The following is a 15,884-nucleotide window of genomic DNA, read 5'->3' as shown; positions in this document are numbered from 1 at the left end:
GGAGACCGACATGTCTGTTGTTGCACTCGCCCCCGGCTACACCGGCACCGTCATGGACAGCGAAGACCGCTTCCATGGCAACCGCCTGCTCTACATCGGCTGGGAAGACCACCTGCTCTTCTGCGCCCCCGTGTGCCTGCCGCTGCCCGCGGCCATGCCCTTCGGCGCGCTCGTCAGCGACGTGCTGCCCGGCGTGTACGGCAGCCACCCCGACTTCGAAAAGGTCGACTGGTCGAAGGTCGAATGGTTCGACTCCGGCAAGCCCTTCGCGCCCGACGCGTCGAAGTCGCTGGCCGACAACGGCCTGGTCCACAAGTCGGCGCTGCGCTTTCGCACGCCCGGGCTCACGGGCATCGACGGCTCGTTCAGCTGAGTACCGGAGGGCCTTGCCATGAGCTTCCAGATCATGATCGAGCCGCTCGGCCAGGTCGTGGCGGCGCGCGACGGGCAGACCGTGCTCGACGCCTGCCTGCGCGCCGGCGTGTGGCTGCCGCACGCCTGCGGCCACGGCGTGTGCGGCACCTGCAAGGTGCAGGTGCTCGAAGGCGAATGCGAGCACGGCGACGCCTCCAACTTCGCGCTCATGGACTTCGAGCGCGACGACGGCAAGATCCTCGCGTGCTGCGCGATGGCGCAGGCCGACCTGGTCATCGAGGCCGAGATCGACGAAGACCCCGACGCGCAGTTCCTGCCGCTGGAAGACTTCGACGCCGAGCTGGTCCAGGCCCGCATGCTCACGCCCACCATCCGCGGCCTGTGGCTGCGCACCGACCGGCCGGCGCCGTTCCAGGCCGGCCAGTACGTGATGCTGCACGTGCCGGGCGTGGAGGGCGCACGCGCCTTCTCGATCGCCAACGCACCCGACGACCACCTCGTCGAGCTGCACATCCGCCGCGTGCCCCACGGCCGCGCCACCGGCTGGCTGCACGACGAACTGCAGCTGGGCCAGCACCTGCGCTTCACCGCGCCCAACGGCCGCTTCTTCGTGCGCAAGTCGGCCGGCCTGCCGATGATCTTCGTGGCTGGCGGCTCGGGCCTGTCGAGCCCGAAGTCGATGGTGCTCGACCTGCTGGCCGAAGGCTGCACCTTGCCGATCACGCTGGTGCAGGGCGCGCGCAACACCGAAGAGCTGTACTACCGCGAGCTCTTCGAGCAGCTCGCCGAGCGGCACCCCAACTTCACCTACGTGCCCGTGCTGTCCGACCTGCCGGCCGGCAGCGACTGGCATGGGGCGCGCGGCTTTGCGCACGAGGCGCTGAAGGCCCATTTCGCGAACGACTTCCGCGGCCACAAGGCCTACCTGTGCGGGCCGCCGCCGATGACCGAGGCCTGCATCGCCACGCTGATGCAGGGGCGGCTGTTCGAGCGCGACATCTACACCGAGAAATTCTTCACCGCCGCCGATGCGGCCTCTGCAGCGCCGCGCAGCCCGCTGTTCAAGGCACTGTGACGTGGAGCCGGTCATGCGCTTTTCCGTCGCCATCGGCAACACCCACGAGCACTACGTATGCCGCGCCGACCAGACCTTGCTCGGCGGCATGGAGCAGCTCGGCCGCAAGGGCATCCCGGTCGGCTGCCGCGGCGGCGGCTGCGGCGTGTGCAAGGTGCGCATCGAGTCGGGCGCCGTGCGCCGCGAGCGCATGAGCCGCTGCCACGTCAGCGCCGAAGAAGAAGCCCAGGGCTACGTGCTGGCCTGCCGCGCGTACCCGCAGAGCGACCTGGCCCTGCGCGCCGTCGAGAAGCTGGCGCGCTGCATCGAGCGGCGCCTGGCCGCGCCGCAGCCCGCCGTTCCCCGTTCCCCCACCTGAACTTTTCCCTCACCCACCAAAGGAGACTTCCATGGCACTCACTGGCGTCATTCGCCCCGGACACGTGCAACTGCGCGTGCTCGACCTCGGGGCCGCCCTCACGCACTACCGCGACGTGCTGGGCCTGATCGAAACCGGGCGCGATGCGCAGGGCCGCATCTACCTCAAGGCCTGGGACGAGCACGACCACCACAGCGTCGTGCTGCGCGAAGCCGACGAGGCCGGCATGGACTTCATGGGCTTTCGCGTCGATTCTCCCGCCACGCTCGACAAGCTTGCCGCCGACCTCAAGGCCAGCGGCCTGGCCACCGACACGCAATGGATCGCCGCCGGCGAGCACCTGCGCACCGGCAAGCGTTTTCGCTTCACCGTGCCCACCGGCCACGCCATCGAGCTCTTCGCCGAGAAGGAGAAGGTCGGCAACGGCATGCCGTATGAAAACCCCGAGGTCTATCCCGACGACCTCAAGGGCATGGCGCCCTCGCGCTTCGACCACTGCCTGCTGTACGGCGACGACCTCGACGGCACCATGAAGCTGTTCACCGAGGTGCTGGGCTTCCAGCTCGCCGAGAGCGTGGTGGCCGGCCCCGAGCGCATGTACATCGCGGCCTTTCTCACCTGCTCGACCAAGCCGCACGACATCGCGTTCATCCGCCACCCAGAGAAGAACAAGTTCCACCACGCGTCGTTCCTGCTCGACAACTGGGGCGAGGTGCTCAAGGCGGCCGACATCATCACCAAGAAGCGCGTGTCGCTCGACATCGGCCCCACGCGCCACGGCATCACGCGCGGCGAAACCATCTACTTCTTCGACCCGAGCGGCAACCGCAACGAGGTGTTCTCGGGCGGCTACATCTTCTACCCCGACAAGCCGCCGCTGGTGTGGACCGACGACGAACTCGGGCGCGCGATCTTCTATCACGACCGCAAGCTCAACGAGAACTTCCTGAGCGTGGTGACCTGAAGGAGACGGTGCGATGAAACAGTTCATGAACTTCATCGGCGGCGAGTTCGTCGCCACGACGAAGACCTTCGACAACCGCGCGCCGGTGGACAACCGCGTCATCGGCAAGGTCCACGAGGCCGGTCGCAGCGAGGTCGATGCGGCCGTGCGCGCCGCGCGTGCAGCCCTCAACGGCGAGTGGGGCCGCATGAGCGTCGCGCGCCGCGTCGAGCTGCTGCATGCCGTGGCCGACGAGATCAACCGGCGCTTCGACGACTTCCTGGCCGCCGAGATGGCCGACACCGGCAAGCCGCACGCGCTGGCCTCGCACGTCGACATCCCGCGTGGCGCGGCCAACTTCAAGGTGTTTGCCGACATCGTGAAGAACGTGCCCACCGAGAGCTTCGAGATGGCCACGCCCGACGGCGGGCAGGCGCTGAACTACGCCGTGCGCTCGCCGCTGGGCGTGATCGGCGTCGTGTGCCCGTGGAACCTGCCCCTGCTGCTCATGACCTGGAAGGTCGGGCCCGCGCTGGCCTGCGGCAACACGGTGGTGGTCAAGCCTTCGGAAGAAACGCCGGCCACCGCCACGCTGCTGGGCGAGGTGATGAACGCGGTCGGCATCCCGCCGGGCGTCTACAACGTGGTGCACGGCTTCGGGCCCGACTCGGCCGGCGAGTTCCTCACCACGCACCCGGGCGTGGACGGCATCACCTTCACCGGCGAGACGCGCACCGGCGAGGCCATCATGGGCGCGGCCGCCAAGGGCGTGCGGCCCGTGTCCTTCGAACTCGGCGGCAAGAACGCCGGCATCGTGTTCGCCGACGCCGATTTCGACAAGGCCGTGGCCGGCATCACGCGCTCGGCCTTCGAGAACTGCGGCCAGGTCTGCCTGGGCACCGAGCGCGTCTACGTGCAGCGGCCGATCTTCGACAGGTTCGTCGCGGCGCTCAAGGCCAAGGCCGAGGCGCTCAAGCCGGGCCCGTCGGAGGAAGCGGGCGTGGGCATCGGCCCGCTGATCTCGCGCGAGCACCAGCAGAAGGTGCTGTCGTACTACGCGAAGGCCGTGAAGGAAGGTGCCACCGTCGTCACCGGCGGCGGCGTGCCGTCGATGTCCGGCGCGCTGGCCGAGGGCCACTGGGTGCAGCCCACCATCTGGACCGGCCTGCCCGAGACGGCCTCGGTGATCCGCGAGGAAATCTTCGGCCCCTGCTGCCACATCGCGCCCTTCGACACCGAGGAAGAAGCCATCGCGCTGGCCAACGCCACCGACTACGGCCTGGCGACCACCGTGTGGACCGAGAACCTGGGCCGCGCCCACCGCGTGGCCAAGCAGGTGCAGGTCGGCATCTGCTGGGTCAACAGCTGGTTCCTGCGCGATTTGCGCACCGCGTTCGGCGGCGCCAAGTCGTCGGGCATCGGGCGGGAAGGCGGCGTGCATTCGCTCGAGTTCTACACAGAACTTCGCAACGTCTGCATCAAGCTGTGAGGGCCCGGCGGTGAGCAACCCCGAAATCGCGAACAGCGTGCGCACCGGCGCCTTCCACACCAACGTCCACGACCTGGGCGAGGGCGCGCCGGTGCTCTTCATCCACGGCTCGGGCCCGGGCGTGAGCGCGTGGGCCAATTGGCGGCTGGTGCTGCCGGTGCTCGCGCAGACGCGCCGCGTGATCGCGCCCGACATGGCCGGCTTCGGCTTCACCGAGCGCGTGCCCGGCGCGGCCTACACGATGGACGCCTGGGTGCAGCAGGCGCTCGACCTGCTCGACGCGCTCGACATCGAACGCGCCGACGTGGTGGGCAACTCCTTCGGCGGTGCGCTGGCATTGGCGCTGGCCATCCGCGCGCCGCACCGCGTGCGCCGGCTGGTGCTCATGGGCAGCGTGGGCGTGCCCTTCGCGATCACGCCGGGGCTCGACGCCGTGTGGGGCTACACGCCCTCGTTCGCGAACATGCGCCGGATCATGGACGTGTTCGCGTTCGACCGCGCCCTCGTCACCGACGAGCTCGCGCAGCTGCGCTACGAGGCCAGCATGCGGCCCGGTTTCCAGGAGACCTTCGGCGCGATGTTCCCGGCGCCGCGCCAGCGCTGGGTCGATGCCATGGCGAGCCCGGAGGCCGCCATTCGTGCGCTGCCGCACGAGACGCTGCTGATCCACGGCCGCGAAGACCAGGTGATCCCGCTGGCCACCTCGCTCACGCTGAGCCAGTGGATTCCCCGCAGTCAGCTGCATGTGTTCGGCCGCTGCGGCCACTGGACGCAGATCGAGCACAGCGCGCGCTTCGCCCGCCTGGTCGGCGACTTCCTGAACGAAGCCGATCGACCGATTGATTGATTCACCCGAGACAGAGCAAAGGACAGAACCCACCATGGACCCCACCCTCATCCAGCGGCTCGGCGACGAGCTCTACGACGCGCTGCGCGAGCGCAGCGTCGTGGAGCCGCTCACCAGCCGGCACGAAGGCATCACCATCGCCGACGCCTACGGCATCCAGCAGCGCATGATCGCGCGCCGCCTCGACGCCGGCGAGCGCATCGTCGGCAAGAAGATCGGCGTCACCTCGCGCGCCGTGATGAACATGCTGGGCGTGTTCCAGCCCGACTTCGGCTACCTGCTCGACGGCATGGTCGTCGGCGAGGGCGAGTCGATCGACAGCACCACGCTCATCCAGCCCAAGGCCGAGGGCGAGATCGCCTTCCTGCTCAAGCGCGACCTCATGGGCCCCGGCATCGGCAACGCCGACGTGCTGGCCGCCACCGAGTGCGTGATGCCCTGTTTCGAGATCGTCGATTCGCGCATCCGCGACTGGAAGATCCAGATCGCCGACACCGTGGCCGACAACGCCTCCTGCGGCGTGTTCGTGCTGGGCGACCACGCGGTCGATCCGCGCCGCCTCGACCTGGCCACCTGCGGCATGGTGCTCGAGAAGAGCGGCGAAATCATCGCCACCGGCGCGGGCGCCGCTGCGCTCGGCTCGCCGGTGAATGCGGTCGCGTGGCTGGCCAACACGCTGGGCGCGCTGGGCATCGGGCTCAAGGCGGGCGAGGTGATTTTGTCGGGCGCGCTCGCAGCGATGTTCCCCGCCAAGGCCGGCGACAACTTCCGCGTCTCGATCGGCGGCCTCGGCGGCTGCTCGGTGCGCTTCCACTGAAGGAGACAACCCCATGACGACAACAACCAGGATCAAGTGCGCGCTGATCGGCCCCGGCAACATCGGCACCGACCTGCTCGCCAAGCTGCAGCGCAGCCCGGTGCTCGAACCCGTGTGGATGGTGGGCATCGACCCCGAATCCGACGGCCTGAAGCGTGCCCGCGAGATGGGCCTGAAGACCACGGCCGAGGGCGTGGACGGTCTGCTGCCACATGTGCAGGCCGACGGCGTGCAGATTGCGTTCGACGCCACCAGCGCCTACGTGCATGCCGAGAACAGCGCCAAGCTCAACGCGCTGGGCGTGCTGATGATCGACCTCACGCCCGCGGCCATCGGCCCGTTCTGCGTGCCGCCGGTCAACCTCAAGAGCCTGCTGATGGAAGGCGGTGCGCGGCCGGCCAACGTCAACATGGTCACCTGCGGCGGGCAGGCCACCATCCCGATGGTGGCGGCCGTGTCGCGCGTGCAGCCCGTGGCCTACGGCGAGATCGTGGCCACCGTGTCGAGCCGTTCGGTCGGCCCGGGCACGCGCAAGAACATCGACGAGTTCACGCGCACCACGGCCGGTGCGGTCGAGCGCGTGGGCGGCGCGGCCAAGGGCAAGGCGATCATCATCGTCAACCCGGCCGAGCCGCCGCTGATCATGCGCGACACGGTGCACTGCCTCACCGAAGGCGCGCCCGACGAGGCGCGCATCACGGCCTCGGTGCACGAGATGATCGCCGAGGTGCGCAAGTACGTGCCGGGCTACAAGCTCGTGAACGGGCCGGTGTTCGACGGTCACCGCGTGTCGATCTACCTGGAGGTGGAAGGCCTGGGCGACTACCTGCCCAAGTACGCCGGCAACCTCGACATCATGACCGCCGCCGCGGCGCGCACGGCCGAAATGTTCGCCGAAGCGATGCTCGCCAGCCTCCCGCAAACCGAGCCCGCCGTGGCCTAGGAGCAACCCCCATGACCACCCCCACGAACACCCACCTGCAGGGCCGCCGCGTCACCCTGCACGACATGACGCTGCGCGACGGCATGCACCCCAAGCGCCACCTGATGACGCTCGAACAGATGACGCACATCGCCAGCGGGCTCGACGAAGCGGGCGTGCCGCTGATCGAAGTGACGCACGGCGACGGCCTGGGCGGCAGCTCGGTCAACTACGGCTTTCCCGCGCATTCCGACGAGGAGTATTTAGGCGCCGTGATCCCGCTCATGAAGCAGGCCAAGGTGTCGGCGCTCTTGATTCCCGGCATCGGCACCGTGGACCACCTGCGCATGGCGCACGGCCTGGGCGTGCACACCGTGCGCGTGGCCACGCACTGCACCGAGGCCGACGTGTCCGAGCAGCACATCACCATGGCGCGCCGGCTCGGCATGGACACGGTGGGCTTTCTCATGATGGCCCACATGGCCTCGCCCGAGACGCTGGTGCGCCAGGCGCTGCTCATGGAAGGCTACGGCGCCAACTGCATCTACGTGACCGACTCGGCCGGCCACATGCTGCCGGACGATGTCACGGCGCGCATCGGCGCGGTGCGCGCGGCGCTCCAGGCCGACACCGAGCTGGGCTTTCATGGCCATCACAACCTCGCGATGGGCGTGGCCAATTCGGTCGCGGCCGTTGCGGCCGGCGCCAACCGCATCGACGCCGCCGCCGCAGGCCTGGGCGCGGGCGCGGGCAACACGCCGATGGAGGTGTTCGTGGCGGTGTGCGACCGCATGGGCATCGAGACCGGCGTCGATGTGTTCCGCATCCAGGACGTGGCCGAGGACCGCGTCGTGCCGATCATGGACCACATGATCCGCGTCGACCGCGACTCGCTCACGCTGGGCTACGCGGGCGTGTACTCGAGCTTCCTGCTGTTCGCCAAGCGCGCAGAGAAGAAGTACGGCGTGCCCGCGCGCGAGATCCTGGTGGAGCTGGGCCTGCGCGGCATGGTCGGCGGGCAGGAAGACATGATCGAAGACACGGCCATCACGCTGGCCCGCGCACGCCAGGCCGTGCAGCAACAACAGGAAGGAGTGGCGGCATGAAGCTCAGCCAAGACACCATCGCCGCGCTCGCCGAGCACCTGGAGACCTGCGAGCTCGAGGCGCGCGACACGCCCAAGATCACCGACGAGCATCCCGAAATGGACTGGGACGACGCCTACGCCATCCAGAACGAGATCCGCCGCCGCAAGCTCGCGCGCGGCCACCGCATCATTGGGCTGAAGGCCGGGCTCACCTCGCACGCCAAGATGAAGCAGATGGGCGTGACCACGCCGGTCTTCGGCTTCATGGCCGACAACTACGCGCTGCCCGAGGGCGGCGAATGCAAGGTGAGCGAGCTCATCCACCCGAAGGTCGAGCCCGAGATCGCGTTCGTCACCAAGCGCGCGCTCAGCGGCCCGGGCTGCCACATCGGCGCCGTGCTCGCGGCCACCGACTTCGTGCTGCCGGGCATCGAGGTGATCGACAGCCGCTACCGCGACTTCAAGTTCGACTTGAAGAGCGTGGTGGCCGACAACACCTCCGCCTCGCGCTTCGTGGTGGGCGGGCGCGCCGTGCCCGCGAGCGAGGTCGACCTGCGCACCGTGGGCATCGTGCTCGAGAAGAACGGCCAGCCCGTGGCCTTCGGCGCGGGCGCCGCCGTGCTCGGCCACCCGGCCGCGGCCATTGCGATGCTGGCCAACCACCTGGGCGCGCGCGGCGAGGAGATTCCGGCGGGCACGCTGATCCTGTCGGGCGGCATCACCGAGGCCGTGGCCGTGCAGGCGGGCGATGCCGTCACGCTGAAGGTGCAGGGCATGGGCAGCGTGGGCCTGCGCTTCGTCTGATCTGCATCAAGCACTGAAGCACCGAACAGGAGTACACGATGCCCTTTGCACAGATCTACCTCATCGAAGGCCGCACCGAAGAACAGAAGCGCGCGCTGATCGAGAAAGTGACCCGCGCCATCGTCGAGGCCGTCGACGCGCCGAAGGAGAACGTGCGCGTGTGGCTGCACGACATGCCCAAGGAAAACTGGGGCATCGGCGGCGTGTCCGCCAAAGACCTCGGACGCTGACCGCTTCGCGCTGCCGCGCTGTCTTCTTCAAGGCCCTTGCGAGTCGCTGACTCGCGAGGGCCTTGTGCTTTGTACGAACTCCTGGGGGCTTTGTTCACAGTTTCGCCCTGTGCCTATGTTTGTCGCACCCGCTTTCGGACTCGTCCGATGGATGGAACGGGACCGTCTTCCTAAAGTCATCGGTCAACAAACCGTATGAGCTGGCGCCGCGCGTGCGCGTGCCGCTGCGGTCCCGTTTTTCATTCAGCAAGCACTAGGAATCACATGGCAACGAAGAAGACGAAGGTCGTCGTCAACAGCAACGGCAGGAACATCGATCACACGGTGGAAGCGGCAGCGAACGGCAAGGCGCCGGTCCGCATCAAGGTCCAGAAGGGTGCGAAGTACCTGCTCAAGGGCGACGACGGTTTTGCGCCCGAGAACGTGACGCTCACGCGCGTGGGCAACGACCTGCAGATCACGCTCGAAGGCGAGACGAGCCCGGGCCTGGTGCTCGAGGGCTACTACGCGCAGTCGGAACCCGTGGGCCTGTACGGCGTGGCCGAGGACGGCCAGCTGTACGCCTACGCGCGCACCGATGGCGCGGGCGACATCTACGCGCTGGCCGAAGGCCAGTCGGCGCCCGTGGCGCTGGGCGGCGATTCGTACGGCGCGGGTGCGCCGTACCTGGCCGGCACCGAAGCGGCCGGTGGCAACGATTTCTTCGGCGGCATGCTGCCCCTGCTGATGACCGGCGGCCTGGCCGCGCTCGGCCTCGGCGCCATTGCCGCGGCCAGCGGCAGCGACGGCGATACCGCGCCGAGCCTTCCGCCCGTGATGCCCCCGCCCGACGTGCGTCCCCCCGGCAAGCCCGGCTTCGACGGCATCGGCGGTGCCTACGACGACGTCGGCCCCATCAAGGGCCAGATCCAACCCGGCGGCCAGACCGACGACACGCGCCCAGATTTTTTCGGAACCGGCACCCCCGGCAATACCATCACCATGTACGACAACGGCAAAGAAATCGGCAAGACCCTTGTGGACGGCAACGGCGCGTGGCACTTCACGCCACCGAAGGACCTGAGCGAGGGCAACCATTCCATCACCATCACCGAGAGCGATCCGGCCGGCCGTGAAGGCGAGCCTTCGGATCCGTTCGAGTTCGCCGTCGACACCACGCCACCGACCAAGCCCGAGTGGAACGGCGGCAGCAGCGAAGGCCCCGGCGCCGTCATCGACGACGTGGGCCCCATCAAGGGCCGCGTGCCCCCGGGCGGCGCGACGGACGACCAGCGCCCCGATTTCGACGGCCAGGGCACGCCGGGCGACACCATCATCGTGCTGGACCACGGCAAGGAAATCGGCCGCGTCGAAGTGGACGGGAACGGCGTGTGGACCTTCACGCCGCCGACCGACCTGAGCGAGGGCGAGCACTCCATCACCATCGTCGAGCGCGACCCCGCGGGCAACGAGAGCAAGCCCTCCGACCCGTTCGAATTCGTCGTCGACATCACCCCGCCCGCGCAGCCCCAGGTGGGCGGCGCCAACGACAACATGGGCGAGTACCAGGGCCCCATCAAGCCGGGTGGCGTCACCGACGACCGCCAGCCCGAGTTCCATGGCGAAGGCACGCCGGGCGACACCATCGTCATCAAGGACGGTGACACCGTGATCGGCACCACCGAAGTGGACGAGAACGGCGCCTGGACCTTCACGCCGTCGACCGACCTGAAGGAGGGCGACCATTCCATCAACCTCGCGATCACCACGCCGGTGTACGACTGGGGGCGCCTGAGCGCCACCATCGACAGCCGCACCGAGACCTCGAAGGCGGCCTACCAGGCGGCGCAGCAGGTGCGCCAGAAGATCGCCTACGACACCGTGTCGGCGCTGCTCGAACAGCGGCGCCACCAGGCGGCGCTCGAGGCCAGCCAGGGCTATGTGAAGCGCATGGAAGAGCTGGTCGACATGCTGAGCCAGATCGTGCAGAGCGACCGCGGCCGCGCCAGCGAACTCACGCAGGCGCGCGCACGCCGCCTGCAGGCCGTGACCGGCCGCGACACCATCGTGGCCAAGCTGCGCGAGGTGCAGGTCAACCTCGTGAAGCTGGTCGGCGAAGAGGTGCAGTGGCCGGCCGACCTGGCATGGGAGATCCGCCCGGTCGCGCTGCAGGACGCCTTGATTGCCGGCGCCGAGCATCCGGCGATGCAGCAGGCGCGGGCCGAGGCGAAGGCCGCGGGCCTGTATGCGGAGTCGGTGAAGGCCGGGCGCCTGCCGCAGCTGAACTGGGTGGTCGGCAAGAGCACGCAGGAAGATTCGGCGGGCAACAAGCAGCCGTGGTCCACGGGCCTGTCGCTGCAGTGGAACGCGTTCCAGGGCGGCTCGGGGCGCGCGTCGGAACGCGCGGCCTTCGAGCGCGCGGCGGCCGGCGAGGAAAAGGCCGAGGCCTCGGCGCGCGACCTGGCCTACCGGCTGCGCACCTCGGCCGAGCAGCGCGACGCGGCGGCCAGCCGTGCCGGCGAGTACACCGAGCTGATCCAGGAAACCGACCGCGTGCGCAAGATCTTCTACGAGCAGTGGTACCACCTGGGCAAGCGCACGCTGCTGGACGTGCTCACCGCCGAGAGCGATCACTACAACAACCAGTCGGCCCAGGTGACGACGCGCTTCGACGCCGAGGCCGCCGACCTGCGCATGCGCGCCGACTCGGCCATGCTGCTGGACTGGCTGCGCGGCGCAAAGGTGCTCTGAGGGGCGCGAAAGGCGCGGCTTTTCGGAACAGTCCTATGTACGGGCCGTGCGGGCCTTCCTAGGATGGGTGAGCGCCGGGTTGCCTCAGTGGGCCCGCTGCCTTGTGCCGCATCGCATGCGGCATGAAGCGCGGGCGCAGCGGACGCGGCTTCATTCATTCTTTTGAGAATTTCGAGCACCCATGCCGGTCCTGATCACCGGGGTCGCGAACCGCGGCCCGAGCCCCCGAAAGCATTGCCTCGGGCATGTTGTTGCCGCAGCGGACTGTGAAGGGGCGCCCGCATGAGCCGCTTCTTCGCTGCACCTTCGGAGCCCCTGGCGCGCCCCGCCCGACGCATCGGCGTGCTCGGCCATGCGCTGCGCGAGCGCGAGTACGCGCGGCGCGTGCTGCGCGCACTGGGCGTGGCGCCGCTGGTGTTCACCAGCATCGACGAACTGGCGACGCTGGGCGACCGCCTGAACCTGCTGTTCCTGGCCGACGTGCCCGAGGCAGCGAGCGAGGAGGCGCCGGACGTGCTGTCGTTGATGGGGACGAAAGTCGTTCCACTGGCGCAGGAGGCGCCCGCGCCCACGCGGCACCTGCGGGGGCGCCCGCCCGCGGCGGCACCGGCGTTCGACGACTTCTATCGCTCCATCCTGCTGTCGCTCCGAACGCGCGGCCTGGCGTGCGCGATGCCGGCGCCGCTCGTGTGGGGCGCCTACAGCTTCCAGCCGATGGACCGCAGCGTGAGCTTCCCGGGCCGCACGCAGCGCGTCGACCCGGTCACCTTCGACCTGGCGCTGGAGTTCTTCTTCAACGCGGAGCGCGTGCTGTCGATTCCGCGGCTGCGGCAGATGCTCAACCCCGTGCGCGGCGCGCGCAGGTTCTGGGGCAACGAACTCATCGGCACGCTGACGGACGTGATGGACGAACTGCAGCTGCACGGCGCCCACGGCTGGCGCCTGGTGCACTGCGAGCCCGAGGCGTTCCGGCTGGACCGGGTGCCGGTGGGCGAAACGGCACCGAACGCCTGAACGAAAAAAGCCCTAAGTCGTTGAAAACTTAGGGCTTTTTGAGCCATTCCGCCGGGGCGGGGAGGCTGTGTTGGTGGCTCTTCACGGACTCGAACCGCGGACCTGTGGATTATGATTCCATCGCTCTAACCGACTGAGCTAAAGAGCCGTCAGTGCAATTCAGCACCGAGCCCAAAATTATAGCCCAGGCTTTGGGCCCAGTTCAACTCCCGGCGTTTTCAGCTCGATTTTTCTGCGATCGAATGCGTCGGATCGCATCGCGACTTAACCCCGATCGCCTCCGTGCGCCGTACAAGCTCGGGTGACAATCCTGCGATGTCTGCGCTGCCACGCGCCCCTTCTGCTGCTGCCCGCACCGCCACCGAGCGCGACGCCATGCCCGACGATCAGTTGATGCTGGCCTACGCCCACGGCGACGCCGCCGCCTTCGACGTGCTCTACGCACGCCACGAAGGCGGCCTGTTCCGCTTCGTCAAGCGCCTGCTCGGCGCGCGGCTGGCCGCGCAGGCCGACGAGGTGTTCCAGGACACCTGGGTGCGGATCATCTCGGCGCGCGGCAGCTTCTCGCCGCAGGGCGCCACCTGGCGCACCTGGGCCTTCACCATCGCGCACAACCTCGCGATGGACCGCCTGCGCGTGAGCGGGCGCGAGGTGACGCTCGATGGCCATGCAACGGACGACGACGGCGACGCGGTGCCCGCGCTTGACCGCGGCGTGCACGGGGCCACCGACTTGTCGGCGCATCCGTCGGCCGAAGAGCTGGCGTTCTGGCGTGCCGCCGGGCGTCGGCTGCTGGCCTGCCTGGACGAACTGCCGGCCGAGCAACGCGCGGCTTTTCTCTTGCACCATGAAGACGGCCTGACCGTCGACGCGCTCGCGGCCCGGCTGGAGATCGGCTTCGAGACCGTGCGCAGCCGCCTGCGCTACGGGCTGCAGAAGCTGCGCGGCTGCATGGAACGCTACCTGTCGGTGCTGGAGCAGCGGGCATGAGCACCGGTATGGACGACGACGATCTGCACGACCCGCGGCTGCGTCGCGCGCTGGACCACGCGCCCGACCGCGACGCCGTGCCCGCGGCCCACACGCGCGAGGCGATCCTGAAGATGGCGCACAACCTCGCCGCGGCCTCCGCGCCGGCGGCCGGCCCTGCGGTGCAGGCCGCGCCGTGGTGGCGACGCCTGTTCGGCGGCGGCAGTCCGCGTTCGCGCATGCCGTGGAACGCGGCCTTCGTGACCGTGCTCGTGGCGACTTTCGTCACCGTGCTGTGGCATCGCGAGCCGGTGCCCGACGCGCGGCTCGATGGCGAGGCGCAAGTGGCCGGGGCGCCCGCGCCGGCGTCGGCACCGCCTGCGCCTGCGCAATCCGCCGAAGCACCGGCAGTGGCCGCAGCGCCTGCGCCAGCCGCTGAACCGGCCGCAACGGCGGACATGACACCGCCCGCTGCGCAGCGCCGCGAAGCGGCGCGCGATGCGAAAGAAACCCTGAAGCAGCGCGAGACGCAGGAAACGCGTGAAGCGTCGCGGCGGCGCGAAGCCCCTGCGGCGGCGGCGTCGGTCCAGAAGGACGAAGCACGGGCGATGGAAAAGGCGGCGCCCGCGGCCCCGGTGGTGCAAGCCCCGGCGCCCGTGACTGCGCCTGCACCCGCCGCACCGGCCATCGCGTCCGCGCCCATGCCGGCCGCGCCGCCCATGGCCGATGTCGGTCAGAGTCCGATGCCCTACGCAGCCGCACCGCCGGCGCCGGCCGTAGCACCTGCAGCGCCTGCAGCGCCAGCGCCGATGCAGCGCGAGTCCGCAGACACGGCCCCGTCGCTTGCCGCGCAAGGCGGTGCCAGCGCGAATGTCGCCGGCATGCAGCGTCGGGCCGCTCCCGTGCAAGCCGCGCCGGCTCCGTCGGCCGCCGCCAAGGCGGCGCCGCGCGCGGCCACCGAAGCCGTGGTGAGCGGCGGCTTCACCGCACTGGACCGCTGGACCACCCTCGACATCACGCGCGCCGGCGCCACCACGCGCCAGGCGCGCGGCGACACCGAAGGCCTCGCGGCGCTGGTGAACACCGTGGCGCGCGCGGCCACCGTGGCGGGCGGGGAATGGGGTGCGCCGGTCGAGGCGCGCATCGAACTGCGGCGCGACGGCGCGTTGCTGGCCGTGCTCGAGATCGCGGGTGACCAGGTGCGGTGGACGCCGCAGCCGGGCGGCCCCGCATCCATCGGCACGCCGCCGGCGCAGGCGCTCGAGGCGCTGCGCACGGCGCTGTTGCGAGCCCGCTGACGGCAACCGCTGCTGCGGCCGCCGGGCCCGCGACGATCAGCCTGATCAGGCGTTCTTGAAATCCGGCTGGCGCTTGGCCAGGAAGGCGTCCATGCCTTCCTTCTGGTCCTGCGTGGCGAACAGCGCGTGGAACAGGCGGCGTTCGAACATCACGCCGTCGCTCAGGCCGCTCTCGAAGGCGCGGTTGACCGATTCCTTGGCCGCCATCACGGCGATCTGCGAGAAGCCCGCGATGATCAGCGCAGCGCCCAGCGCCTCGTCGGCCAGCTTTTCAAAAGGCACCACGCGGCTCACGAGGCCCGCGCGCTCGGCTTCGGCGGCGTCCATCATGCGGGCGGTGAGCGCCATGTCCATGGCCTTGCTCTTGCCCACCGCGCGCGGCAGGCGCTGCGTGCCGCCAGCGCCGGGGATCACGCCGATCTTGATTTCGGGCTGGCCGAACTTGGCGTTGTCGGCCGCGATGATGAAGTCGCACATCATCGCGAGTTCGCAGCCGCCGCCCAGCGCGAAGCCGCTCACGGCCGCGATCACCGGCTTGCGGATCGAGCGGATGGTTTCCCAGTTGCGCGTGATGTAGTCGCCCTTGTAGGTGTCGATGAAGCTGTACTTGGCCATCGCCGCGATGTCGGCGCCGGCCGCGAAGGCGCGCTCGCTGCCCGTGAGGATGATGCAGCCGATGGCGTCGTCGGCGTCGAAGGCCTTGAGCGCCTGGCCCAGCTCGGTCATCAGCGCGTCGTTCAGCGCATTGAGGGCCTTGGGGCGGTTGAGGGTGATGATGCCGACCTTGCCTGCTTCGGTCCGCACGTCGATGTTTTCGTAGCTCATGGTGTCGCTGTCTCCGGGGGAGGTGGGGAAAAAAACGCGTCCCACTATACCGAGCATGGCTTCGGGCCCGCTGACGCGCGGGTGTTTCATTTGAGAATTGT

The 15,884-nt window shown here is 69.3% G+C and carries 16 protein-coding genes and 1 tRNA gene; 15 read left to right on the top strand and 2 right to left on the bottom strand.

What is annotated here, in order from left to right:
- Positions 1-10 precede the first annotated feature (10 nt).
- The 13 genes from AC1RAA_RS18260 (at position 11) to AC1RAA_RS18200 (ending at position 12,691) form a co-directional block, all read left to right on the top strand.
- Complete coding sequence (locus AC1RAA_RS18260; protein ID WP_390348548.1) at positions 11-373, top strand: phenol hydroxylase subunit P4; 363 nt, start codon at positions 11-13, stop codon at positions 371-373.
- A gap of 18 nt (positions 374-391) precedes the next feature.
- Complete coding sequence (locus AC1RAA_RS18255; RefSeq protein ID WP_492730845.1) at positions 392-1,450, top strand: NADH:ubiquinone reductase (Na(+)-transporting) subunit F; 1,059 nt, start codon at positions 392-394, stop codon at positions 1,448-1,450.
- Between the two features lie 13 nt (positions 1,451-1,463).
- A complete protein-coding gene (locus tag AC1RAA_RS18250; RefSeq protein WP_492730847.1) occupies positions 1,464-1,808 on the top strand; it encodes a 2Fe-2S iron-sulfur cluster binding domain-containing protein in 345 nt (114 codons plus the stop codon).
- Positions 1,809-1,839: 31 nt separating this feature from the next.
- Positions 1,840-2,772 carry a catechol 2,3-dioxygenase gene (locus AC1RAA_RS18245; RefSeq protein ID WP_492730849.1) on the top strand — a complete coding sequence of 311 codons (933 nt, stop codon included), beginning with the start codon at positions 1,840-1,842 and terminating at the stop codon, positions 2,770-2,772.
- 13 nt (positions 2,773-2,785) lie between these two features.
- Positions 2,786-4,240, top strand: a complete 1,455-nt coding sequence (locus AC1RAA_RS18240; RefSeq protein WP_492730851.1) for a 2-hydroxymuconic semialdehyde dehydrogenase — start codon at positions 2,786-2,788, stop codon at positions 4,238-4,240.
- Positions 4,241-4,250: 10 nt separating this feature from the next.
- Positions 4,251-5,087, top strand: a complete 837-nt coding sequence (locus AC1RAA_RS18235) for an alpha/beta fold hydrolase (RefSeq protein WP_492730853.1) — start codon at positions 4,251-4,253, stop codon at positions 5,085-5,087.
- A gap of 34 nt (positions 5,088-5,121) precedes the next feature.
- Positions 5,122-5,904: a 2-oxopent-4-enoate hydratase gene (gene dmpE, locus AC1RAA_RS18230; protein ID WP_492730855.1), complete on the top strand. Its 783-nt coding sequence runs from the start codon at positions 5,122-5,124 to the stop codon at positions 5,902-5,904.
- Positions 5,905-5,917: 13 nt separating this feature from the next.
- Entirely contained in the window at positions 5,918-6,847 is a 930-nt protein-coding gene (locus tag AC1RAA_RS18225; RefSeq protein ID WP_492730857.1) for an acetaldehyde dehydrogenase (acetylating), read from the top strand.
- An 11-nt stretch (positions 6,848-6,858) separates the two neighbouring features.
- Positions 6,859-7,932 (top strand): 4-hydroxy-2-oxovalerate aldolase, encoded by a 1,074-nt coding sequence (dmpG, locus tag AC1RAA_RS18220; protein ID WP_492730859.1) that lies wholly within the window; start codon positions 6,859-6,861, stop codon positions 7,930-7,932.
- Complete coding sequence (dmpH, locus tag AC1RAA_RS18215; protein ID WP_369645208.1) at positions 7,929-8,717, top strand: 2-oxo-3-hexenedioate decarboxylase; 789 nt, start codon at positions 7,929-7,931, stop codon at positions 8,715-8,717. Before dmpG ends, dmpH begins: the two co-directional genes overlap by 4 nt.
- Positions 8,718-8,755: 38 nt before the next feature.
- Positions 8,756-8,947, top strand: coding sequence for a 2-hydroxymuconate tautomerase (gene thmT / locus AC1RAA_RS18210; RefSeq protein WP_062475127.1), 192 nt, complete (start codon positions 8,756-8,758; stop codon positions 8,945-8,947).
- Positions 8,948-9,211: 264 nt separating this feature from the next.
- Entirely contained in the window at positions 9,212-11,677 is a 2,466-nt protein-coding gene (locus tag AC1RAA_RS18205; protein WP_492730861.1) for a TolC family protein, read from the top strand.
- A 282-nt stretch (positions 11,678-11,959) separates the two neighbouring features.
- A complete protein-coding gene (locus AC1RAA_RS18200) occupies positions 11,960-12,691 on the top strand; it encodes a hypothetical protein (protein ID WP_492730862.1) in 732 nt (243 codons plus the stop codon).
- Positions 12,692-12,762: 71 nt separating this feature from the next.
- Here the strand turns inward: AC1RAA_RS18200 and AC1RAA_RS18195 are convergent.
- A tRNA-Met gene (locus tag AC1RAA_RS18195) sits at positions 12,763-12,839 on the bottom strand.
- A gap of 167 nt (positions 12,840-13,006) precedes the next feature.
- On the opposite strand from AC1RAA_RS18195, the gene AC1RAA_RS18190 reads away from it, so the two are divergent.
- Together AC1RAA_RS18190 and AC1RAA_RS18185 are read left to right on the top strand one after the other, a co-directional pair.
- A complete protein-coding gene (locus tag AC1RAA_RS18190; protein ID WP_492730864.1) occupies positions 13,007-13,681 on the top strand; it encodes a sigma-70 family RNA polymerase sigma factor in 675 nt (224 codons plus the stop codon).
- Complete coding sequence (locus tag AC1RAA_RS18185; protein ID WP_492730866.1) at positions 13,678-14,958, top strand: hypothetical protein; 1,281 nt, start codon at positions 13,678-13,680, stop codon at positions 14,956-14,958. Before AC1RAA_RS18190 ends, AC1RAA_RS18185 begins: the two co-directional genes overlap by 4 nt.
- 45 nt (positions 14,959-15,003) lie before the next feature.
- Here the strand turns inward: AC1RAA_RS18185 and AC1RAA_RS18180 are convergent, their stop codons facing one another.
- The gene (locus AC1RAA_RS18180; protein WP_062481985.1) at positions 15,004-15,783 is read right to left on the bottom strand and encodes an enoyl-CoA hydratase; all 780 of its coding nucleotides are present in this window, start codon (positions 15,781-15,783) and stop codon (positions 15,004-15,006) included.
- Positions 15,784-15,884: the final 101 nt, after the last annotated feature.

Source organism: Variovorax sp. GW823-FHT04F07 (genome assembly GCF_058795995.1).
This window is presented reverse-complemented; position numbering and strand designations above follow the sequence as displayed.

What these genes read in the sequence shown, in the direction of transcription:
- AC1RAA_RS18260 (WP_390348548.1), top strand. Translation starts at nt 11, where the DNA reads ATGTCTGTTGTTGCACTCGCCCCCGGCTACACCGGCACCGTCATGGAC.
- AC1RAA_RS18255 (WP_492730845.1), top strand. Translation starts at nt 392, where the DNA reads ATGAGCTTCCAGATCATGATCGAGCCGCTCGGCCAGGTCGTGGCGGCG.
- AC1RAA_RS18250 (WP_492730847.1), top strand. Translation starts at nt 1,464, where the DNA reads ATGCGCTTTTCCGTCGCCATCGGCAACACCCACGAGCACTACGTATGC.
- AC1RAA_RS18245 (WP_492730849.1), top strand. Translation starts at nt 1,840, where the DNA reads ATGGCACTCACTGGCGTCATTCGCCCCGGACACGTGCAACTGCGCGTG.
- AC1RAA_RS18240 (WP_492730851.1), top strand. Translation starts at nt 2,786, where the DNA reads ATGAAACAGTTCATGAACTTCATCGGCGGCGAGTTCGTCGCCACGACG.
- dmpE (WP_492730855.1), top strand. Translation starts at nt 5,122, where the DNA reads ATGGACCCCACCCTCATCCAGCGGCTCGGCGACGAGCTCTACGACGCG.
- AC1RAA_RS18225 (WP_492730857.1), top strand. Translation starts at nt 5,918, where the DNA reads ATGACGACAACAACCAGGATCAAGTGCGCGCTGATCGGCCCCGGCAAC.
- dmpG (WP_492730859.1), top strand. Translation starts at nt 6,859, where the DNA reads ATGACCACCCCCACGAACACCCACCTGCAGGGCCGCCGCGTCACCCTG.
- dmpH (WP_369645208.1), top strand. Translation starts at nt 7,929, where the DNA reads ATGAAGCTCAGCCAAGACACCATCGCCGCGCTCGCCGAGCACCTGGAG.
- thmT (WP_062475127.1), top strand. Translation starts at nt 8,756, where the DNA reads ATGCCCTTTGCACAGATCTACCTCATCGAAGGCCGCACCGAAGAACAG.
- AC1RAA_RS18205 (WP_492730861.1), top strand. Translation starts at nt 9,212, where the DNA reads ATGGCAACGAAGAAGACGAAGGTCGTCGTCAACAGCAACGGCAGGAAC.
- AC1RAA_RS18200 (WP_492730862.1), top strand. Translation starts at nt 11,960, where the DNA reads ATGAGCCGCTTCTTCGCTGCACCTTCGGAGCCCCTGGCGCGCCCCGCC.
- AC1RAA_RS18190 (WP_492730864.1), top strand. Translation starts at nt 13,007, where the DNA reads ATGTCTGCGCTGCCACGCGCCCCTTCTGCTGCTGCCCGCACCGCCACC.
- AC1RAA_RS18185 (WP_492730866.1), top strand. Translation starts at nt 13,678, where the DNA reads ATGAGCACCGGTATGGACGACGACGATCTGCACGACCCGCGGCTGCGT.
- AC1RAA_RS18180 (WP_062481985.1), bottom strand. Translation starts at nt 15,783, where the DNA reads ATGAGCTACGAAAACATCGACGTGCGGACCGAAGCAGGCAAGGTCGGC.